The sequence below is a fragment of the Nonomuraea sp. IBHARD001 genome, from assembly GCF_056106265.1.
This window is the reverse complement of the sequence record NZ_JBWBBW010000002.1, coordinates 6304556-6321851: the sequence shown is the minus strand read 5'-3', so window position 1 is coordinate 6321851 and position 17296 is coordinate 6304556. Positions and strand designations below refer to the sequence as shown.

Annotated in this window: 17 protein-coding genes and 1 pseudogene; 5 read left to right on the top strand and 13 right to left on the bottom strand. The window is 69.6% G+C overall.

What is annotated here, in order from left to right:
- Nucleotides 1-8: 8 nt before the first annotated feature.
- From ACTWNK_RS30745 to hppD, 9 genes and pseudogenes are all read right to left on the bottom strand, one after another.
- The gene (locus ACTWNK_RS30745) at nucleotides 9-785 is read right to left on the bottom strand and encodes an alpha/beta fold hydrolase (protein WP_474308229.1); all 777 of its coding nucleotides are present in this window, start codon (nucleotides 783-785) and stop codon (nucleotides 9-11) included.
- Between the two features lie 596 nt (nucleotides 786-1381).
- Nucleotides 1382-1540: pseudogene (locus tag ACTWNK_RS30740) on the bottom strand (TetR family transcriptional regulator); the annotation flags it as partial.
- A gap of 67 nt (nucleotides 1541-1607) precedes the next feature.
- Nucleotides 1608-2030, bottom strand: coding sequence for a hypothetical protein (locus ACTWNK_RS30735; protein WP_474308227.1), 423 nt, complete (start codon nucleotides 2028-2030; stop codon nucleotides 1608-1610).
- Nucleotides 2031-2108: 78 nt separating this feature from the next.
- Nucleotides 2109-2567, bottom strand: a complete 459-nt coding sequence (locus tag ACTWNK_RS30730) for a GtrA family protein (protein ID WP_474308224.1) — start codon at nucleotides 2565-2567, stop codon at nucleotides 2109-2111.
- Nucleotides 2568-2648: 81 nt separating this feature from the next.
- Nucleotides 2649-3584 carry a DMT family transporter gene (locus ACTWNK_RS30725; protein WP_474308222.1) on the bottom strand — a complete coding sequence of 312 codons (936 nt, stop codon included), beginning with the start codon at nucleotides 3582-3584 and terminating at the stop codon, nucleotides 2649-2651.
- A complete protein-coding gene (locus ACTWNK_RS30720; protein ID WP_474308220.1) occupies nucleotides 3581-4888 on the bottom strand; it encodes an aminotransferase-like domain-containing protein in 1308 nt (435 codons plus the stop codon). Before ACTWNK_RS30720 ends, ACTWNK_RS30725 begins: the two co-directional genes overlap by 4 nt.
- Nucleotides 4885-5796, bottom strand: a complete 912-nt coding sequence (locus ACTWNK_RS30715) for a phytanoyl-CoA dioxygenase family protein (protein WP_474308218.1) — start codon at nucleotides 5794-5796, stop codon at nucleotides 4885-4887. The genes ACTWNK_RS30720 and ACTWNK_RS30715 overlap by 4 nt, the downstream gene beginning before the upstream one ends.
- A gap of 5 nt (nucleotides 5797-5801) precedes the next feature.
- Nucleotides 5802-6932, bottom strand: coding sequence for an alpha-hydroxy acid oxidase (locus tag ACTWNK_RS30710; protein WP_474308216.1), 1131 nt, complete (start codon nucleotides 6930-6932; stop codon nucleotides 5802-5804).
- Nucleotides 6929-8011, bottom strand: coding sequence for a 4-hydroxyphenylpyruvate dioxygenase (gene hppD / locus ACTWNK_RS30705; RefSeq protein WP_474308214.1), 1083 nt, complete (start codon nucleotides 8009-8011; stop codon nucleotides 6929-6931). The genes ACTWNK_RS30710 and hppD overlap by 4 nt, the downstream gene beginning before the upstream one ends.
- Nucleotides 8012-8687: 676 nt before the next feature.
- On the opposite strand from hppD, the gene ACTWNK_RS30700 reads away from it, so the two are divergent.
- The 4 genes from ACTWNK_RS30700 (at nucleotide 8688) to ACTWNK_RS30685 (ending at nucleotide 11174) form a co-directional block, all read left to right on the top strand.
- Nucleotides 8688-9986: an arginine deiminase gene (locus ACTWNK_RS30700; RefSeq protein WP_474308212.1), complete on the top strand. Its 1299-nt coding sequence runs from the start codon at nucleotides 8688-8690 to the stop codon at nucleotides 9984-9986.
- Between the two features lie 59 nt (nucleotides 9987-10045).
- On the top strand, nucleotides 10046-10441 hold the full coding sequence (locus ACTWNK_RS30695) for a hypothetical protein (RefSeq protein WP_474308210.1): 396 nt from the start codon (nucleotides 10046-10048) through the stop codon (nucleotides 10439-10441).
- A 67-nt stretch (nucleotides 10442-10508) separates the two neighbouring features.
- Entirely contained in the window at nucleotides 10509-10847 is a 339-nt protein-coding gene (locus tag ACTWNK_RS30690; protein WP_474308208.1) for a YidH family protein, read from the top strand.
- Nucleotides 10848-11174, top strand: a complete 327-nt coding sequence (locus tag ACTWNK_RS30685; protein WP_474308206.1) for a DUF202 domain-containing protein — start codon at nucleotides 10848-10850, stop codon at nucleotides 11172-11174.
- A 44-nt stretch (nucleotides 11175-11218) separates the two neighbouring features.
- Here the strand turns inward: ACTWNK_RS30685 and ACTWNK_RS30680 are convergent, their stop codons facing one another.
- From ACTWNK_RS30680 to ACTWNK_RS30670, 3 genes are all read right to left on the bottom strand, one after another.
- Nucleotides 11219-13030: an ABC transporter ATP-binding protein gene (locus tag ACTWNK_RS30680; protein WP_474308204.1), complete on the bottom strand. Its 1812-nt coding sequence runs from the start codon at nucleotides 13028-13030 to the stop codon at nucleotides 11219-11221.
- Nucleotides 13027-14733 (bottom strand): ABC transporter ATP-binding protein, encoded by a 1707-nt coding sequence (locus ACTWNK_RS30675; RefSeq protein WP_474308202.1) that lies wholly within the window; start codon nucleotides 14731-14733, stop codon nucleotides 13027-13029. The genes ACTWNK_RS30680 and ACTWNK_RS30675 overlap by 4 nt, the downstream gene beginning before the upstream one ends.
- A 113-nt stretch (nucleotides 14734-14846) precedes the next feature.
- Entirely contained in the window at nucleotides 14847-15962 is a 1116-nt protein-coding gene (locus ACTWNK_RS30670; RefSeq protein ID WP_474308200.1) for a ferritin-like domain-containing protein, read from the bottom strand.
- 78 nt (nucleotides 15963-16040) lie between these two features.
- Here ACTWNK_RS30670 and ACTWNK_RS30665 point away from each other — a divergent pair, with 78 nt between their 5' ends.
- Nucleotides 16041-16685, top strand: coding sequence for a TetR/AcrR family transcriptional regulator (locus ACTWNK_RS30665; RefSeq protein ID WP_474308198.1), 645 nt, complete (start codon nucleotides 16041-16043; stop codon nucleotides 16683-16685).
- A gap of 48 nt (nucleotides 16686-16733) precedes the next feature.
- Here the strand turns inward: ACTWNK_RS30665 and ACTWNK_RS30660 are convergent, their stop codons facing one another.
- Nucleotides 16734-17237, bottom strand: a complete 504-nt coding sequence (locus ACTWNK_RS30660; protein ID WP_474308196.1) for an aggregation-promoting factor C-terminal-like domain-containing protein — start codon at nucleotides 17235-17237, stop codon at nucleotides 16734-16736.
- Between the last annotated feature and the right edge of the window lie 59 nt (nucleotides 17238-17296).

The window sequence follows — 17296 nt, the reverse complement described above, 5'->3', positions numbered from 1 at the left end:
CCTGCCTTTCACCCGAAATGTCGCTTCAAGAATGCCCGGGTCTCGGCGAGGAAGCGGTCGTGGGCCTCCAACTGCGCCCAGTGCCCGCAGTCCGCCACCATGACGAGCCGGGCGTCGGGGAAGCGGCCGACGGCCTCCCGTGATCCGGCCGGGTCGACGAGAGGGTCGTCCTCGCCGTGGAAGATCAGCGTCGGCGCGCCGATCTCGTGCACGCGTCCGGTGAGGTCGTTGAGCATGCCGTGCCGTCCGAGCGTGGCCTGGTTGTAACGCGCGTAGCCGACCCCGGCGCCCGGCTGCCGTGCCTCGCGTGCGAACTCGGCGACCACCTCGGGCGGCAGTGTGGCCGGGTCCTTGACGATGGCCCGTACGGCGCTGCCGGAGAACCGGTTCGCCAGGCGTATGGAGGGCAGCAGCAGCCGATCGGGCGTCCGGGCCGCCGCCCAGGCGCCGAAGTGCGCGACCCGGTTTCGGAAGATCGGCACCAGCCCGCCGGGCGCCACGAGCAGGAGTCCCGCCACCCGCCCGGGATGCGCGAGGGCCAGGTTGAGCGCCACGTCGCCGCCCATCGACACCCCGGCCACCACCGCCCGCTCGACCCCGGCCAGCGTCATGACCTCGGCGACGACGTGCGCGAGTTCGACCGGCCCGCCGACGGGAGGCGCGCCGATGCTTGCCCCGAAGCCGGGCAGGTCGGGCGCCCACACCTCACGTTCGGCCGCCAGCGGTTCGATGAGGCGATACCACGACAGGGCCGCGTTGTCGGTGCCGCCGCCGTGGACGAGCACGACGGGCGGCTCGCGCGGGGGCGCGTCGGGGCGGGCGTGCAGGACGCGCAGGCGTCCCGCGCTGGTGGACAGGTGGCGCTCCCGCGCTCCGGGTGGGACGAGATGGGGCATGCTTGCTCCCGTTCGGCGATCAGCGCCTGGGCGAAGGCGACGAAGGCCCGCTTGCCCGCCGCAGGGTCGGCGGGCGCGGTGTCGGCGGCACGTGCCAGCAGTTCGCCCATGCCCAGGACGAGTGCGTCGACGTCGATGCCCGCGCCGGTCGGTGTCCGTGCGGCGAGGGCCTGGCTCCAGAGGGTGAGGTTGGCGGCCAGCACGTCCGGGTCCAGGTCGGCGGCCACCACGCCTTCGGCCTGGAGTGCCCTGACGAAGTCGGCGCCGAGCAGCTCGCGCGTCCTGACCTGCGAGTCGTCCGGCGCGAGGACGCGCAGCGAGGTGGCCGGCTCCCGGTACAGGCGCAGCAGGGCCGGGCGCGAGTGCAGTGCGCTCACCGCGTGCACGTACAGGCGGGAGAACGTCGCGCCGTGGCTGTCGGCTTGGACGAGCTCGATCGAACGGCGGATCGCCAGCACGACCTCCCGGTCGACGACCGCGCGCAGCAGGGCGTTCTTGTCGGCGAATCGCAGGTACAGCACGCCTTTGGCGACTCCGGCCGCGGCGGCGATCTCGTCCATCCGCACGCTGTCGTACCCGTGCGCGGCGATCAGCGTGGCGGCGGCGTGGAGGATGACCCCCGTCTCGACACTGGGGCGAACCATGCTCGGCCCTCCTAAATGACTGAAATCCTCATTTTAGTCATTTAGGAGGGCAGGGCGCGCAACCGGCTCAGAAGGTGAAGATCAGAGCGGGCCATAGGAAGATGGACAAGCGCTGGTCGGCCACCGGAGGGACCCAGAAGAGCTGGACGATGCCTTCGTCCAGGGCGATGACCGTCCCGATGAGTGTCTCCGAGGCCGCCGTCGGGATGCCGGGCCCCTGGATCGTGCCCAGCACCCGGGTGGCCCCGACGAAGATCCCGAGCTTCAGCGGGGTGTGGGAGGCCGTCCCGGTCAGCACGCCCTGGAAGGCGTCGGGGAACCTGCCGCCCGGCCGCGAGTACGTCAGGGTGCCGAGGAAGCGTCCCGCCACGACGCCGTCGTCCCCCTCGTTGACGATCAGTGCGGCGCCGGCCCCACGGGCGAATCCACCTCCCGGTCCCGGCCTTCGGCAGGCGTCGATGAGTTCCTGGAACTCGGGCGTTCCGACCATGGGCCCACCTCTTCCTCCGGCCCGGCCTTCGCTGCGCCGATGCTCACAGAGGCGGGCCGTGCACGCCTGAGTAGCTCCCTACTCAGGCGTGCTCCGCCGAAGGGGTGTGCCTTCGGCGATGGCCTCGGCGGCCTCCATGAACACCCACTTGCGGTAGGACCAGAAGCGGAACAGGGTCCCGGCGGCGACGCCGATCAGATTGGCCACATTGAGGCTGACGGCGTCCTCCAGCCGGAGGGTGTACTTGGTGAAGCCGATGACCAGCACGCCGAACAGCAGGGCGATGCCGTTGAGCAGGAAGAACAGGAAGTACTCGCGCCCGGGCCCACCCTGCTCGCGATGCCGGAACACCCAATAGCGATTACCGACATAGGCGCATACCGTGGCGATCGAGGTGGCGATGACCTTGGAGGTGGGGGCGCCCCACCCCAGTCCCACGACGAACAGGTTGTAGACGCCGGTGTCGAGCACGAACGCGACCAGGCCGATGCCGCCGAACCTGGCGAGTTCGCGGAGCGAGCGCCGTGACCTCCGCAAGAGCTGCCTGACGAACCTCACGTTCCGACCGGCCTCCGTCGCTCGGTGGATCTTCGAACGCCAGAGTACCGGTCGGGGCGGCTACTCCTTGCGGGTTGCGGCGGTGGCGGCCCGCGCCTCCTCACCGGGCTCCTTCGAGCCGCGCAGCAGGGCGGGATTGGCCAGCACGACCGCGTTGCCCGCCAGGATCAGGACGACTCCGGCCACATCACGCCACGACCACACGAAGTCCTCGAACACCGTCGACAGCAGCAACGCCACGATGGGGAACAGCACCATGGCGTAGGCCGCACGTTCCCCGCCGATCCGCCCGAGCAACGTCAGATAGGCCCCGAAGCCGATCACCGAGCCGAACACCGCCAGGAACAGCAGCGACCCGGTGTACTCCCACGTCGGCTCGAACGCCACCCCGTCGCTCAGCAGCACGGCGAACGGAGCCATGAGCAGCGCCCCGTACGCCATGGAGTACCCGGTGCTCTGGATGACCGGGATCTTCAACGCCTGCGTCTTGCCCGAGACCACATTGCCCAGGCAGAACACCACCGTCCCGGCGACCGACAGCAGGATGCCCTGCCCGGCACCGGTCGAGGCGTCGAAGGCGACCAGTTCGGGCCAGAAGACGGTCACGATGCCGACCAGCCCGATCGCACCGCCCACGAGGACCCTGCGCGCGATCGTGCGCCCGAAGAAGAGCCGGGCGAAGACCATGTTCAGCGGCAGCGACATCGCGAAGATGACGGAGACCAGGCCGGTCGTCAGGTGCTGCTCCGCGAAGTAGAAGCAGACGAAGTTGATCGAGAACATCAGGCAGCCCATCAGGGCGAACCTGAGGTGTACGCGCGGCGGATAGCGCAACGGCAGCCGTCGCGCCAGCGCCCAGGCCAGCAGCAGCACGGCGGCCAGTGCGAACCTGTAGGCGATCGAGACCGTGGGGTGCACCTCGCCGAGCTGGAGTTTGATCGCCAGCCAGGTCGAGCCCCAGATCGCCACCGTCAGCACGTACAGGAGCAGATTCACGCACAACTCCGTTCCAGCAGGGACGACAGTCTGCGCACACCCTCGGTGATCTGGTCGGGCGTGAGGTAGCTGTGCGAGAGCCTCATCTGGTACAGGCCGCCGCCGTCCGGATAGAAGTAGCTCATCGGCGTCCAGATTATCCCGTAGTCCCGCGCCGACACCTCAAGCAGCGCGTTGTCGGCGGGAATCGGCAGGGTCAGCGTGAGGAAGAATCCCCCGTCGGGGACATTCCACTGGATACCGCGACGGCGCTCGGGCGGCAGGAAGCGCTCCAGGCTGTCCAGCAGGAGCGTCAGGTTGTGCTGGTAGAAGTCGACGGACTGCTTGTTCGCCTCGCGCAGGCGGCAGCCGTTGGCGACCAGCATGCCGCCGATGACGGCCTGGCTGAGCGCCGAGGTGTTGACGGTCACCATGCTCTTGATCTTCGAAAGCTCCTCGGCCAGCAGATGCGTGCCGCCGTCGGCGGAGCGTACGAGCTGGTCGGCCAGCACGTAGCCGACCCGGGCGCCGGGGAAGCAGGACTTGGCGAACGAGCCCAGGTAGATCACCCGCCGGTCCTCGTCCAGCGACTTCAGCGTCGGCTGCACGGTGCCGGTGCGGGTGAAGAAGCCGTAGGGGTTGTCCTCCAGGACCAGGACGTCCTCGCTCCCGGCGTACTCCAGCAGCCTGCGGCGCTCGGCGAGCGGCATGCAGGTGCCCGTCGGGTTGGCGAAGTCGGGCACCAGGTACAGCGCGCGGGGGCGCTTGCCCGCCGCGCGCAGCCCGGCCGTGACGCGGGCCAGGTCCTCCAGGTCGAGCCCGGCCGGTCCTTCGGCGACCGGCACGGTCTCGATGTCCAGCAGCCTGGCCGCGCCGGTGATCCCGACGTAGCACGGCGAGGGCACCAGCAGCACGTCGCCCGGCCTGCCGAACAGCGCGCGCAGCACGATGAACATGGCCTCCTGGCAGCCGACCGTGACCACCAGCGCCTGCGGATCGGCCTCGATGCCCTCGTCGTTGCGCAGCGTGCGGGCCACCAGGTCGTGGATCTGCCCGTTCGTGCGGCCGTACTGGAACAGCGTGGTGCGCACCTGGCTCGGCGTGCGTCCCTGGTCCTCGGCGAGGTGGCGCACGTAGGCGTCGAGGTACTCGCCGATCCGCTCGACCTCGAACAGTCCCTCGTACGGCCTGCCGGGACCGAACGAGATCGCCTGCGGGTAGCGCGAGGTGATCTCGTTCAGGAAGTTCATGACCTCCATCAGCGGGTCCGACAGCGAGTCGTGCAGGTCCCCGGCCGTCAGGACGGTGGTGGCGGCACGGGTCACCGGTGCTCCTGCCACAGCACGGGGTTGAAGTCGGGGTCGGTGTAGTCCGGGTTGCCCTGCTCGTCCTTGCGGACCAGCACGTCGTTGTTGTAGACGAGCAGGTCGCCGGTGGACTGCCGGAACGGGCGCCAGGCGTTGTCGCCGTCCTGCAGGTGCAGGGAGATGGCACGGCGCGGCCTGCCGCTGACGTTCATCCCGCTGCCGTGGTAGGTACGGCAGTGGTGGAAGCTCATGTGGCCCTTGGGGATGATCATGGGCACCTTGGTGACCTCGGTCTGGTTGTACGCGGCGTTCTCGGCCAGCATGTCCTCCAGTTCGAGGCGGTCGCGCTCGGCGAAGTGGCGGTTGGTGGAGTCGCCGCCGCCGATCTCCTTCCACGCGTGGCTGCCGTCGACCATCGTGATCGTGCCCATCTCCTCGTCACAGTGGTGGAAGGGGATGAAGGCGGTGAGCATCGCGTCGGAGGTGCACGTCTGCCAGTAGTGCCGGTCGAAGTGCCACGGCACGATGTTGCGCTCGTCGGCGCGGCCGGACGGCTTGTAGATCAGCGTGGTGTTCCACAGCCTGATCTGCCGCGTCTCGGCGATGCGGGCCGCGACGGCCGCGATGATGGGCTTGGAGAGGATCGAGCGGATCGTGTCGTCCTCGTAGAAGATGTAGTCGTTGTGACGGTGCACGTCGCCCTGCGAAGGCTCCCAGTAGGCCAGGCGCGGCGGGCGCAGCGGGAGCGGGCGGTCGCGGTGCCCGGCGTAGAAGCGCTCGCTCGCCTCGACGAGCGTGTCGACCTCCTCGTCCGACAGCAGCTTCTTCGACAGGTACCACCCGCGCTCCTGGTAGCCGCGTACGTCCTCGTCGGAGGGCAGCAGGAGTTGTTCGGCCGGGGAGAGAGTGAAACGTGTGTCGTTCATGATCCCTATCCGTGACGGTGGAGTTGGAGCAGGTCCGTGCCGATCAGATCGAGCCTGGGCCTGCCGGACAGTGCCATGGCCTCCTCCAGCTCGGCCCGCAGCTGGGTGAGCACCCGTTCGACGCCGTCGGCGCCGCCCGTCGCCAGGCCCCACAGGACCGGGCGGCCGACGAGCACGCCTCGTGCGCCGAGCGCGAGCGCCTTGAGCACGTCGGTGCCTCGCCGTACGCCACCGTCGACCAGCGCCTCGCACGCGCCGCCTGTCGCGGCCAGGGCGGCCACGACCTCGGGCAGGGCGTCGAGCGCCGCGACGGCGCCGTCGAGCTGGCGGCCTCCGTGGTTGGAGACGACCACGCCGTTCACGCCCGCCTCGGCCGCACGCACGGCGTCCTCGGCGGTGAGCACGCCCTTGAGCAGCAGCGGCAGGTCGGTGAACGAGCGCAGCCAGGCCAGGTCGGCCCAGGTGAAGGAGGCGTCGTGGTGGCGTGAGGCGTGCCCGGCCAGGGCGGAGGCGCCGGGGGTGCGCTCACGCAGCCCGGTGGTGTGCTCCTGGTCCAGGTTCACCGGGCGGATGCCCGGCGGCAGGCTGAACCCGTTGCGCAGATCGCGCTCGCGCCTGGCCATGCGCGGGGTGTCGGCGGTGATCATCAGAGCCCGGTATCCGGCCTGCTCGGCCCGCCGTACGAGGGCTTCGGTGCTCTCGCGGCGGCGCAGAGCGTAGAGCTGCAGCCACAGGGGGCCGCTCGCGGCGGCGGCGACCTCCTCCAGCGTGGTGCTGGAGAAGATGCTGACGACGGTGAGCGTCCCCGCGGCCGACGCGCCGCGCGCGGTGGCGGGCTCGCCCTCGGCATGCACCAGGCGGTGGTAGGCCATGGGGGCCACCGCCGCGGGGAAGCTCACCGGGGTGCCGGCGAAGCTGGTCTCCAGCTCGCAGTGCGCGACGTCGACCAGCACGTGCGGACGCAGCCGGTAGCGCCCGAAGGAGGCGCGCCCGTCCCGCAGGCTCACCTCGTCGCCGCTGCCGCCCGTGATGAAGTCCCACACCTGGGGTTCGATCACGGCGCGGGCCGCCGCCTCGAGGTCGCCCGGCGACAGCAGGAGCCGCCGGCGATGGTCGCCGAGCGGGGCGGTGCTCACCCCCGTCTCCCGGCGGGCACCTGGCTCTGCGCCCGCTCACGCTCGACGGCTTCGTACAGCGCCCTGATGTTGCCGCTGCCGAAGGTACGCGCGCCGAGCCGCTGGATCAGCTCGAAGAACACCGTGCGGCGGGCATAGGGGGAGCGGGTGAACACCTGCAGGAGCTGGCCGCTGTCGTCCCTGTCGACCAGCAGGCCGAGCTCGCGCAGCACACTCTCGTCGATGCCGACGTCGATGCCGCGCTCGGGCAGCGCGTCGTAGTAGTGCGACGGCGTGCTCAGCAGGTCGACGCCGCGCACGCGCAGGTCGTGCGCCGCCTCCACGATGTCGCCCGTGCCGAAGGCGACGTGCTGCACGCCGGGGCCGTCGAACCCGTCGAGGAAGTCGTTGAGCTGACCCCTGTCGGTGCCCGCGTCCGGCTCGACCATCGTGAAGGTGACGCGCCTGGTGCTGTCCTGCACGACCTTGGAGTCCATGGCCTGCCCGCCCACCGAGATGTACTCGCTGTAGGTGTGGCTGAGCCCGAAGGCGTTCTGGTAGAAGGCGATCGTCGTGTCCAGGGTGCCGGGCGCCAGGCACAGCGCGAGATGGTCGACGGTGTGCAGCAGGTCGGGCCCCTGCGGGGTGTGGCCGCCGACCGGGTGCACGCCGGGCACGAGGGAGCCGTCGGGGTTCTCGCGTTCGACGAAGCTGTGCACGAGGTCGTTGGAGGCGGCGACGGTGGCGACGATGATGCGCCCTTCGCCCTCGTCGAAGGTCTGCGGGGCCGCGACCGGCTCGGCGCCCGCTGCCACCGCGACGGCGAAGTCGGCCGCCGCGTCCGTGCTGCTCAGCGCCACGTCGCGGACGCCGTCGCCGTGCTTGCGTACGAAGCGGGAGGCGTGGTGCTCGTCGCGCAGCCCCGAGGTGAGGACGAGCCGGACGCCGCCGTGCCTGACCACGGTCGTGCGTGCGGTCGACCCGGCGCTGATCTCGCTCTCGGCGACGAGACGGAATCCGAATGCGGTGCGGTAATAGTGAGTGGCCTGGGTGGTGTCTCCTACGAATAGCCGGACGTGGTCGATCCCTTGCACGGTCATGTTCTTCCCCCGGGTCCATCGATCAACTGTGGGTGGAGCATGTGCGGTGGTGCAATGGGAGTGCGCTGGGCGGACAATCTCCTCGGCCGCTGCCGTCGGAGTTCCCGTCCTCCAAAGAGGGTTATCCACCTAATAGCCGCTGTCAAGCCGCTTCTTTGCCTCAGGTAACTCAACATATGCGTCAAGGGTCAAAATGCAAGTCACGCCACATTTGGCAGAAAAACCATTCTTCGCCGCAGCCGCCATATGCATGTTGCCCACCGCCGGAGGGCGTGCGTGGGCGTACGCGCACCCATGTATGCCCAGGTCGACGGCCACACCCCCGAAGTGGTCCGAAACGATGTGCGGGCGGTGGGAGTGAACAACCTGTAGGGTCCGGGCCCCGTCATACCCCCGGCCGTGTTGGTGCGACGTTAACAGGAGTGTCACTCGATGGACGGCAGGACGTCGATCCTGGTCAGCCGCGGATGTGCCGATCAATATGTGATCGGCCGCCGAATGAATGTTGCGTTCATCACACTCGCACGGAACATAATCACTTGAGAAATCCCGCGGCATTGGGTAGTGCGCCGGTCGGGCGCCGGTCCCGATGCGGTCCTGGCAGGCAAATGACCCTGTCTTGATGGTTTTGTTCCGCTTTGCTGGATGTCGTGGTGTGATCCTGCTTTGAGGTCGATTGACCGGATTTCTGGATCTCGGGGAGGAACGCGTGGCGACCAGGTTCGGGGTGCACTCGGAGGTGGGAGTGCTGCGGCAGGTCATCGTGCACCGGCCGGATCTCAGCCTCAAACGCCTGACACCGGCCAACAAGGACGATCTGCTCTACGACGACGTGCTCTGGGTACGGCGTGCGCAGATCGAGCACGACGCCTTCGTCGCGGTCATGCGCGAGCGCGGCGTCGAGGTCTTCCACCACCAGCGCCTGCTCGCCGAGGCGCTCGACACCGGCCCCCTGGCCAGGCGGCACGCCGTCGAGCGCATGGTCACCCATCTCACCGTCGGGCCGATGCTGGTGGACGAGATCCGCGCCGAACTCGCCTCCTGGAGCGGGGAGAGGCTGGCCGAGCACCTGATCGGCGGCCTCACCAAGCAGGAGTTCGCAGAGCAGGCCCAAGGCGACTTCGACACGCGGTCGCTGGTCGCGGCCATGGAGGAGCCGGGCTCCTTCATCCTGAGGCCGCTGCCCAACTCCCTCTACCAGCGCGATCCCTCGGCCTGGCTGTACGGAGGTGTCTCGCTGAACCCGCTCTACTTCCATGCCAGACGGCTGGAGACGATCAACCAGAGTGTGATCTACCGGCACCACCCGATGTTCGCCGACGACGGCTTCGCCTACTGGTACCCGCCGATGGGCGACGACGGCGACTTCGACGAGGAGGACTTCGGCGGCGCCTGCCTGGAGGGCGGCGACATGATGCCGATCGGCAACGGCGCGGTCGCGATCGGCGTCAGCGAGCGCACCACGCCCATCATGGTCGAGGAGATCGCCCGCTCGCTGTTCGCATCGGGAGCCGCCACCCGGGTGCTCGCGGTCGGCATCCCGCCACATCGCTCGTACATGCATCTGGACACGGTCTTCACCCTGCTGGACGCCGACAAGGCCACCGGGTACCCGCCCGTCGTGGAGAACGCCGCCGTCTACTCGCTGCGGCCCGGCGACAAGGAGGGCACGCTGGACGTGCGCCGGGAGAAGGGCCTGGCCGCCGCCTTCGAGGACGCCCTCGGCCTCGGCCGCCTCGACGTCATCCCGACGGGGGGCGACGACTACCAGCAGGCCCGCGAGCAGTGGGACTCCGGCAGCAACTTCGTCGCCCTTGAGCCCGGTGTGGTGATCGGCTACCACAAGAACGAGTTCACCAACCGCAAGCTGCGCGAGCACGGCGTCGAGGTCATCGAGATCGAGGGCTTGGAACTGGGCAAGGGCCGGGGCGGCGGGCACTGCATGACGTGTCCCATCCTGCGCGATCCGGTGTAGGCGCAAAGCCCTGGATCACCGCGCCGCAGCCGGGAGCGCGGTTGGGTAGGGTCCCAGGTATGCGACTCCTCAAGAGCCGATTCGTCCCCCTCGCGGCCTTCGCCGTCATGATCTTCGCCTCGGGCTGCGGCGAGCTGCAAGAGATCAGCGGGACCGTGGACAAGGTCCAGGCCTGCGCCGAGGCCACCAAGATCGCCGGTGAGATCACCTCCAAGGTGGCCACCCTGGCCAACGACCCCGCCGCCCTCGACAAGGCGCTCGACGACGCCGCGACGAAGCTGGAGGGCGCGGCCGCCAAGGCAGGGGACACCACGCTGAACGAGGCCATCAACGGGCTCGCGGAGTCCTACCAGAAGCTCAATGTCACCGACGTCAACTCCGCCGTCGACTCGGCGCAGAAGGCGCTCACCGACACCGCGACCTATCTGCAGCAGATCGGCCAGGCCTGCAGCTGACCTGCGACCATCACGTTCCGTATCCCCCTTTTACTAGGGGGAAAGGGGTCGAACTACCGTCGTATACATGAACGGCAAGGAGCCCGACCCCCGGTTCACATTGGCCAACGAACGCACCTTCCTCACCTGGCTCAGCACCTCGCTGGCGCTGAGCGCCGGTGGGGTGGCGATGGCGGCGCTCTCGCCCGACGTCTTCGTCGGGTGGGCGCGCACCGGGCTCGCGCTCATGCTCGTCAGCCTCTCGGCGCTGGCCGCCGGCATGGCCTATCCGCGCTGGCGGCACATCCAGCGCGCCCTGCGGCAGGAGTCGCCGCTGCCGCCTCCCGCCCTGGCCGCCGTCTTCGGGTACGGCGTGGCGGCGGTCGCCGTACTGGCGCTGGTGCTGATCGTGGTGGCGGCGAGGTAGATGTCGCAGGAGATCTGGGACCCTGGCCTGCAGAGCGAGCGCACCAGGCTTGCCTGGGTACGGACCGCGGTGGCGCTGTCGACCGGCGGTCTGGCGGGCGTCGGGCTGGCGTTGCGGGCCGGGCTGCCGTCCGTGGTACTGGCCGCCTGCGCGATCGCGGCGCTGTGCGGCGGTGTGCTGCTGGCCAGGACCGGCGTGCGCTTCCGCCTCGTCCAGCGGGCCCTGCACGGCGAAGGCCCGCTCGACATGCGCCTGGACGCGCGTGTCGCCTGGCTGGGCTGTCTGTGCGTGTCGGCGGCCGCCGTCGTGTTCGTGCTCAGCAGGTAGCGGACAGGTGGAGGCCGGGATGCGAGGGCCGGCCTCCACCGCGTTCAGGCCAGGCTCTCCAGCCAGGCCCGGTGCAGCCCGGCGTAGCGCCCGGAACCGGCGATCAGCTCCTGCGGTCTGCCGTCCTCGACGACCTTTCCGCCCTCCATCACCAGCACGCGCTCGGCGATCTCCACGGTCGACAGGCGATGGGCGATGATCAACGCGGTCCGGTCGGCCAGGATCGTGCGCAGCGCCCGCTGGACCAGCCGCTCGCTGGGCACGTCCAGGCTGGAGGTGGCCTCGTCCAGGATGAGCACGGCCGGGTCGGCCAGGAACGCCCTGGCGAACGCCACCAGCTGCCGCTGGCCCGCCGACATCCGGCCGCCCCGCTTGCCCACCTCGGTGTCGTAGCCGTCGGGCAGTGCGCCGATGAAGGTGTGCGCGCCGATGGCCTCGGCCGCCGCGACGATCTCCTTGCGGGAGGCGTCCGGCCTGCCGAAGGCGATGTTCTGTGCGACCGTGCCGCTGAACAGGAAGTTCTCCTGCGTCACCAGGACCACGGCCCTGCGCAGCCCGGCCTCGTCGAGCTCACGCAGGTCGACGCCGTCGAGCAGGACCCTGCCCTCCGTCGGGTCGTACAGGCGGGAGAGCAGTTTGGCCAGCGTGGTCTTGCCCGCGCCCGTCGCGCCGACGAGTGCGACGCTCTGACCGGCGGGGATGCGCAGGTCGAGGCGCGCCAACACCTCGGTGTCCTCGGTGTAGGCGAAGCGCACGCCCTCGAAACGCACCGCGCCCCTCGCGCCGTCGAGCTCGGCGGGCTCGCGCGGCTCGGCGACCGACGGCTCCTCCTCCAGCACGCCGGACAGCTTCTCCAGCGCCGCGCCCGCCGACTGCAGCGTGTTGTAGAACTGGCTGATCTCCTGCATCGGCTCGTAGAACTGGCGCAGGTAGAGCAGGAAGGAGGTCAGCACGCCGACCGTCACCGCGTCGCGTGTGGCCAGCCAGCCGCCGTAGACCAGGACGACCGCCACCGTCACGTTGCCCAGCAGCTTCACCCCGGGCATGAAGACCGAGATGAGCCGCATGCCGATGGCGTTGGCGTCGCGGTAGTCGGTGTTGAGCTCGCCGAAGATCTCCTGGTTGCGCGGCTGCCTGCGAAACGCCTGGACCGCCCTGATGCCGGTCATCGACTCCACGAAGTGCACGATGACCAGCGCGACGGTCGCCCGCGTACGCCGGTAGGCATGCGTGGACTGCCGCCCGAACCACCGCGTGAACAGCAGCAGCAACGGGATCGGCGCCAGGGCGACCAGCCCGAGGTGCACGTCGAGCACCAGCAGCACCGCCGCCGTGCCGAACAGCGTCAGCACCGCGGTGACCAGCCCGTCGAACCCGGACTGCAGCAGCTCGGCGATGGCCTCGATGTCGGAGGTCAGCCGCGAGATGACCCGCCCGGACGTGTACTTCTCGTGGAAGGCCAGCGACAGCCGCTGGAAGTGGTCGAACACCCGGCGCCGCAGCTCCAGCAGGGCGTCCTGGCCGATGCGCCCGGCCAGGCGCAGGAACGCCTGCCGGGTGAGCGCCTGGGTCAGGGCCGCGGCCAGGATCACCCCGACCACGGTCAGCAGCGTCGCCGGGCCCTCGCCCGCGCGCAGCGGCCCGATCCCGGCGTCGATGCCCACCCCCACCAGCAGCGGAATGGCCAGGCCCGCCGCGTTGGAGATCACGATGATCACGGTCAGCAGTGCGATCGCCCGGCGGTGCGGGCGCAGCAGGTCGCCGAGCAACCGGCGCGACCTGGCCCGCAGCAGGACCGAGACGTCGTCGGGCAGGTCGTCCTTGTTCTCGGCGGCCACTCCTCGCCACGTGCTCAACGCATGACCCCTTCCGCGTCCTGGGCGAGCAGCTCGCGGTACTCGGGCACGGTGACCAGCAGGTCGGGGTGGCGTCCGACATGTGTGATCGTGCCGTTCTGGAGCAGGGCGACCTTGTCGGCCAGCAGGACCGTCGAGGCCCGGTGCGCGACGACGATGCCGGTGGCCTCGCGCAGCACCCGGCGCAGGGCCTCCTCCACCAGCGCCTCGGTCTCCACGTCCAGCGCCGACAGCGTGTCGTCCAGGACGAGGATCTTCGGCCTGCTCAGCACCGCCCTGGCCAGGGCCAGCCGCTGGCGCTGCCCGCCCGACAGCGACATGCCCTGCTCGCCGATGCGGGTGTCGAGCCCCCACGGCAGGTCGTAGGCGAACGTGGCCTGCGCGACCTCCAGCGCCTCGCGCAGGTCGGCCTCCGTGGCCCGGACGTGGCCGAGCGTGAGGTTCTCGCGCACGCTCATCGAGAACAGCGTCGGCTCCTCGAACGCGGTCGCCACCACCGAGCGCAACGAGTCGAGCCGCAGGTCGCGCACGTCGTGCCCGTCGATGGTGACCCGGCCGGAGGTGACGTCCATCAGCCTGGGCACCAGCGCGGTCAGCGTCGTCTTGCCCGACCCGGTCGCACCGACCACCGCGACCGTCTCGCCCGGCGCCACCTCCAGCCACAGGTCGTGCAGCACGGGCGTGGCCGCACCGGGGAAGCGGAAGCCCACCCCTTCGAACCGCAGCCACCCCTCCGGCCGCTCAAGCACGGCCGTGCCGCCGACGATCTCCGGCTCGGTGTCCAGCACCTCCATCACGCGATCGGCCGAGGTCATGGCCTCCTGCGCCATCGCCAGGATGTAGCCGAGCGAGGCGATCGGCCACACGAGTTGCAGCATCAGCGTGGTGAAGGCGACGAGCGTGCCGAGCGTCACCGCGCCCGACCCCACGCCCAGCACGCCGAGCAGCAGCACCAGGGCCAGGGTGACGTTCGGGATGACCTCCAGGAAGGAGAAGAAGCGCGCCGCGAGCCCGGCCTTGGCCAGCGACGTGCGGTGCACCTGGCGTGCCGCCTCGTCGAACCCCTCGTACACGTGGTGCCTGCGCCCGTAGGCCTTGATGGTGCGGATGCCCAGCGCCGACTCCTCCACCAGTGTGGCCAGGTCGCCCTGCTCGTCCTGGACCTGGCGTGAGATGCGGATGTACCTGCGCTCGAAGCGCAACGACACCCACACGATCGGTACGGCCGAGGCGGCGACCAGCAGGCCGAGCGGCCAGTGCAGGCCGAGCAGCACGACGGTCACGGTGAGGAGCTGGATGATGTTCATGACCAGGAACAGGGCGCCGAAGCCGAAGAACCTGCGGATCGTCGACAGGTCGGTCGTGGCCCGCGAGAGCAGCTGGCCGGACTGCCACTCGCCGTGGAAGCTCATCGGCAGCCGCTGCAGATGGGCGTACAGGTCGTCCCTGATCTCGGTCTCCAGCGCGAGGATGGGACGGATCTGGGCCCATCGGCGCAGGAAGATCAGGCCGGCCTCGACCACGCCGAGTGCGAGGGCCAGCAGGCCGAGCGGGAGCAGCGCGCCGAGGTCGCGGTGTGCCACGGGACCGTCGATGATCTCCCTGCCGACCAGGGGGAGCAGGATCGCGGCGCCGATCCCGGCGATGGCGGCCAGCCAGATCAGCACGAGCCGCAGGACATAGGGGCGGAGGTAGGACTTCATCCGCCAGAGGGAGTGGGCCTGACTTCTTCTGGTATCGGTTCTTCTGGTATCAGGGGGCACTCATTCAAGGCTAATGGCGGGCTCAACACATTATCGGGTGGCGGAAGCGGCAGTCAGGCCTCACCACCGAGGGCGACCGTCCGCGCGACCTCCTCGTGCCGCTCGGCCTCCTCGGCCGCGAAACGCTCGGCGTCGAGCCGGTCGGCGATGTCCTCGTCCTGCTTCATCAGCGCCTCCAGGCTCTGGCCCGCCATCTCCAGCACGCCCATGTCGGCGTAGGCCTGTTGCAGGCGCGGGCTCCACAGGCCGATGTCCTTGACGCACGGCACGATGCGGGAGAACAGCAGGGAGCGGAACAGCCTGAGGTAGTCCGACCGGTCGACGGCCGTCATGGCCTCGGCGACCTCCTGCTTGTTCAGGCCGATCGTCTCCCACGTCTCCTTGCCGCGCAGCCGGTCGCGCATGAGGTAGCAGCCCTCGATGACGAAGTCCTCGCGCTCGCGCCGCTCGGCGTCGGACAGGCCGGAGTAGTACTCGCGCAGCGCCATCCGGCCGAAAGCCACGTGCCTGGCCTCGTCCTGCATGACGTAGGCGAGGATCTGCTTGGGCAGCGGCTTGGTGGTGATGTCGCGCATGACGCCGAACGCCGCCAGCGCCAGCCCTTCGATCAGCACCTGCATGCCGAGGTAGGGCATGTCCCAGCGCGAGTCGGACAGGGTGGAGTCCAGCAGGGCCTTGAGGTGCTCGTTGATCGGGTAGGCGAGCCCGACCTTCTCCTGGAGGAACCTGGCGTAGGTCTCGGCGTGCCTGGCCTCGTCCATCGTCTGGGTGGCGGCGTAGAACTTGGAGTCCAGGTCGGGCACCGACTCCACGATGCGGGCCGAGCAGATCATCGCGCCCTGTTCGCCGTGCAGGAACTGGGAGAACTGCCACGCGGCGCCGTGCAGCCTGACGTCCTGCCGCGTCCGGTCGTCCATCCGCTCCCACAGCGGTGTGCCGTAGATGGCGATGGTCCGGTCCGGGATGCCGAGCACGTTGTACGGGTCGACCTCAAGGCCCCAGTCGATGCGCCTGACGGAGTCCCACTGCTTGTCCTTGCCCTTCTGGTAGAGGGCCAGCATGTGGTCCCTGCCGTCGTCGTACTCCCAGGTGAACCGGCTCGACCCGGTCATGCCCACCTTCCAGGTGGACAGCTCGGCGGGGATCGCGTAGAGGTCGTGCGTCGACATGAGGCCTCCCGGAGACGTACGCCGTACGTATATCCCGAGGCTTGCACGTACACTGTACGTACGTCAATAGAATGAGCTATGCCCACCGAACCACTGTCCCGGCCGCGCATCATCGCCGCTGCCATCGACATCATCGAGCGCGAGGGCGCCGACGCGGTCTCCATGCGCCGCATCGCCGCCGAGCTCGGTGTGGGCGTCATGTCGCTCTACAACCACGTGCCGAACAAGGCCGCGCTGCTCGAAGGGGTGGCCGAGAGCGTGCTGTCGCGGATCGAGTTCACCGACGACCCCGACGCGCACTGGACCGACCGGGTGCGCATGCAGGCGCGTGCCTTCCGGCAGATCGCACACCACCATCCGCGTTCGACCATGGTCGTGGTCAGCAGGCAACTGCACTCGCCCGCCGGGCTGCTGCCCGTCGAACGGGCACTCGCCACCCTGCGCGAGGCCGGGTTCACCAGCGGCGAGGCGGTGCGGCTGCTGCGGCTGTTCATCGCCTATGTCATGGGCTCGCTGCTGCGTGAGGTGGGCGTCACGCCCTCGTTCGGGCCGCCCGATGCCCGCGTGCGGGCCGACGACGTCGATCCGATGCTGTTTCCCGAGGTCAGCGCGCTGGCTCCGCTGCTGGGGCGGTGCGACCACGAGGAGGAGTTCGAGTTCGGCCTGGAGCTGCTGATCTCGGCGATGGTCGGCTACCGGGAAAAGGGCGGCGCCCGGGGCTGATGAGCCCCGGGCGCCGCTGGAGAGCCGTCCCTTCCCCTGGAAGGCTCTCTAGTACCAGTTGTGCGATCTGAAGTGGCCCCACGCGCCGCACGGTGTGCCGTAGCGGCCCCTGATGTATTTCAGACCCCACTTGATCTGGGTCTTCGGATTGTGCCGCCAGTCCCATCCGGCACCGGCCATCTTGCCGCCCGGCAGAGCCTGCGGAATCCCGTACGCACCCGAAGAGCGGTTGTGCGCACGGTGGTTCCAGTTGCTCTCCCTGGTCCAGAGGCTGTCCAGGCACCGGAACTGGCGGATCGACCACGATCGCTGCACGACCAGCCCGAGGGCGATCGCCTTGTTCCGGCCCTTCGGCCGCTTGACCGTTCGGGGCTTTGCTGCTGTGCGCCAGGTCCGCTTGTGCACGATCTTGGAGGCCTTGGCGGTGCCGACGGCCTCCCTGTCGGCGGGTGCGGCGCTCGCCGTGCCGCACGCCAGCGTCCCGGTGACGAGCACCGAGGCGGTCAGCGTGACGAGCGAGCTGCGCAGAGCGCGGTAGCTGTCCAAATCCATCCCTGTCGTCAGGCCGCGTGCGGGCGGGCGGCGCCTTGGATGTCGGCGCTCGCCTTCGC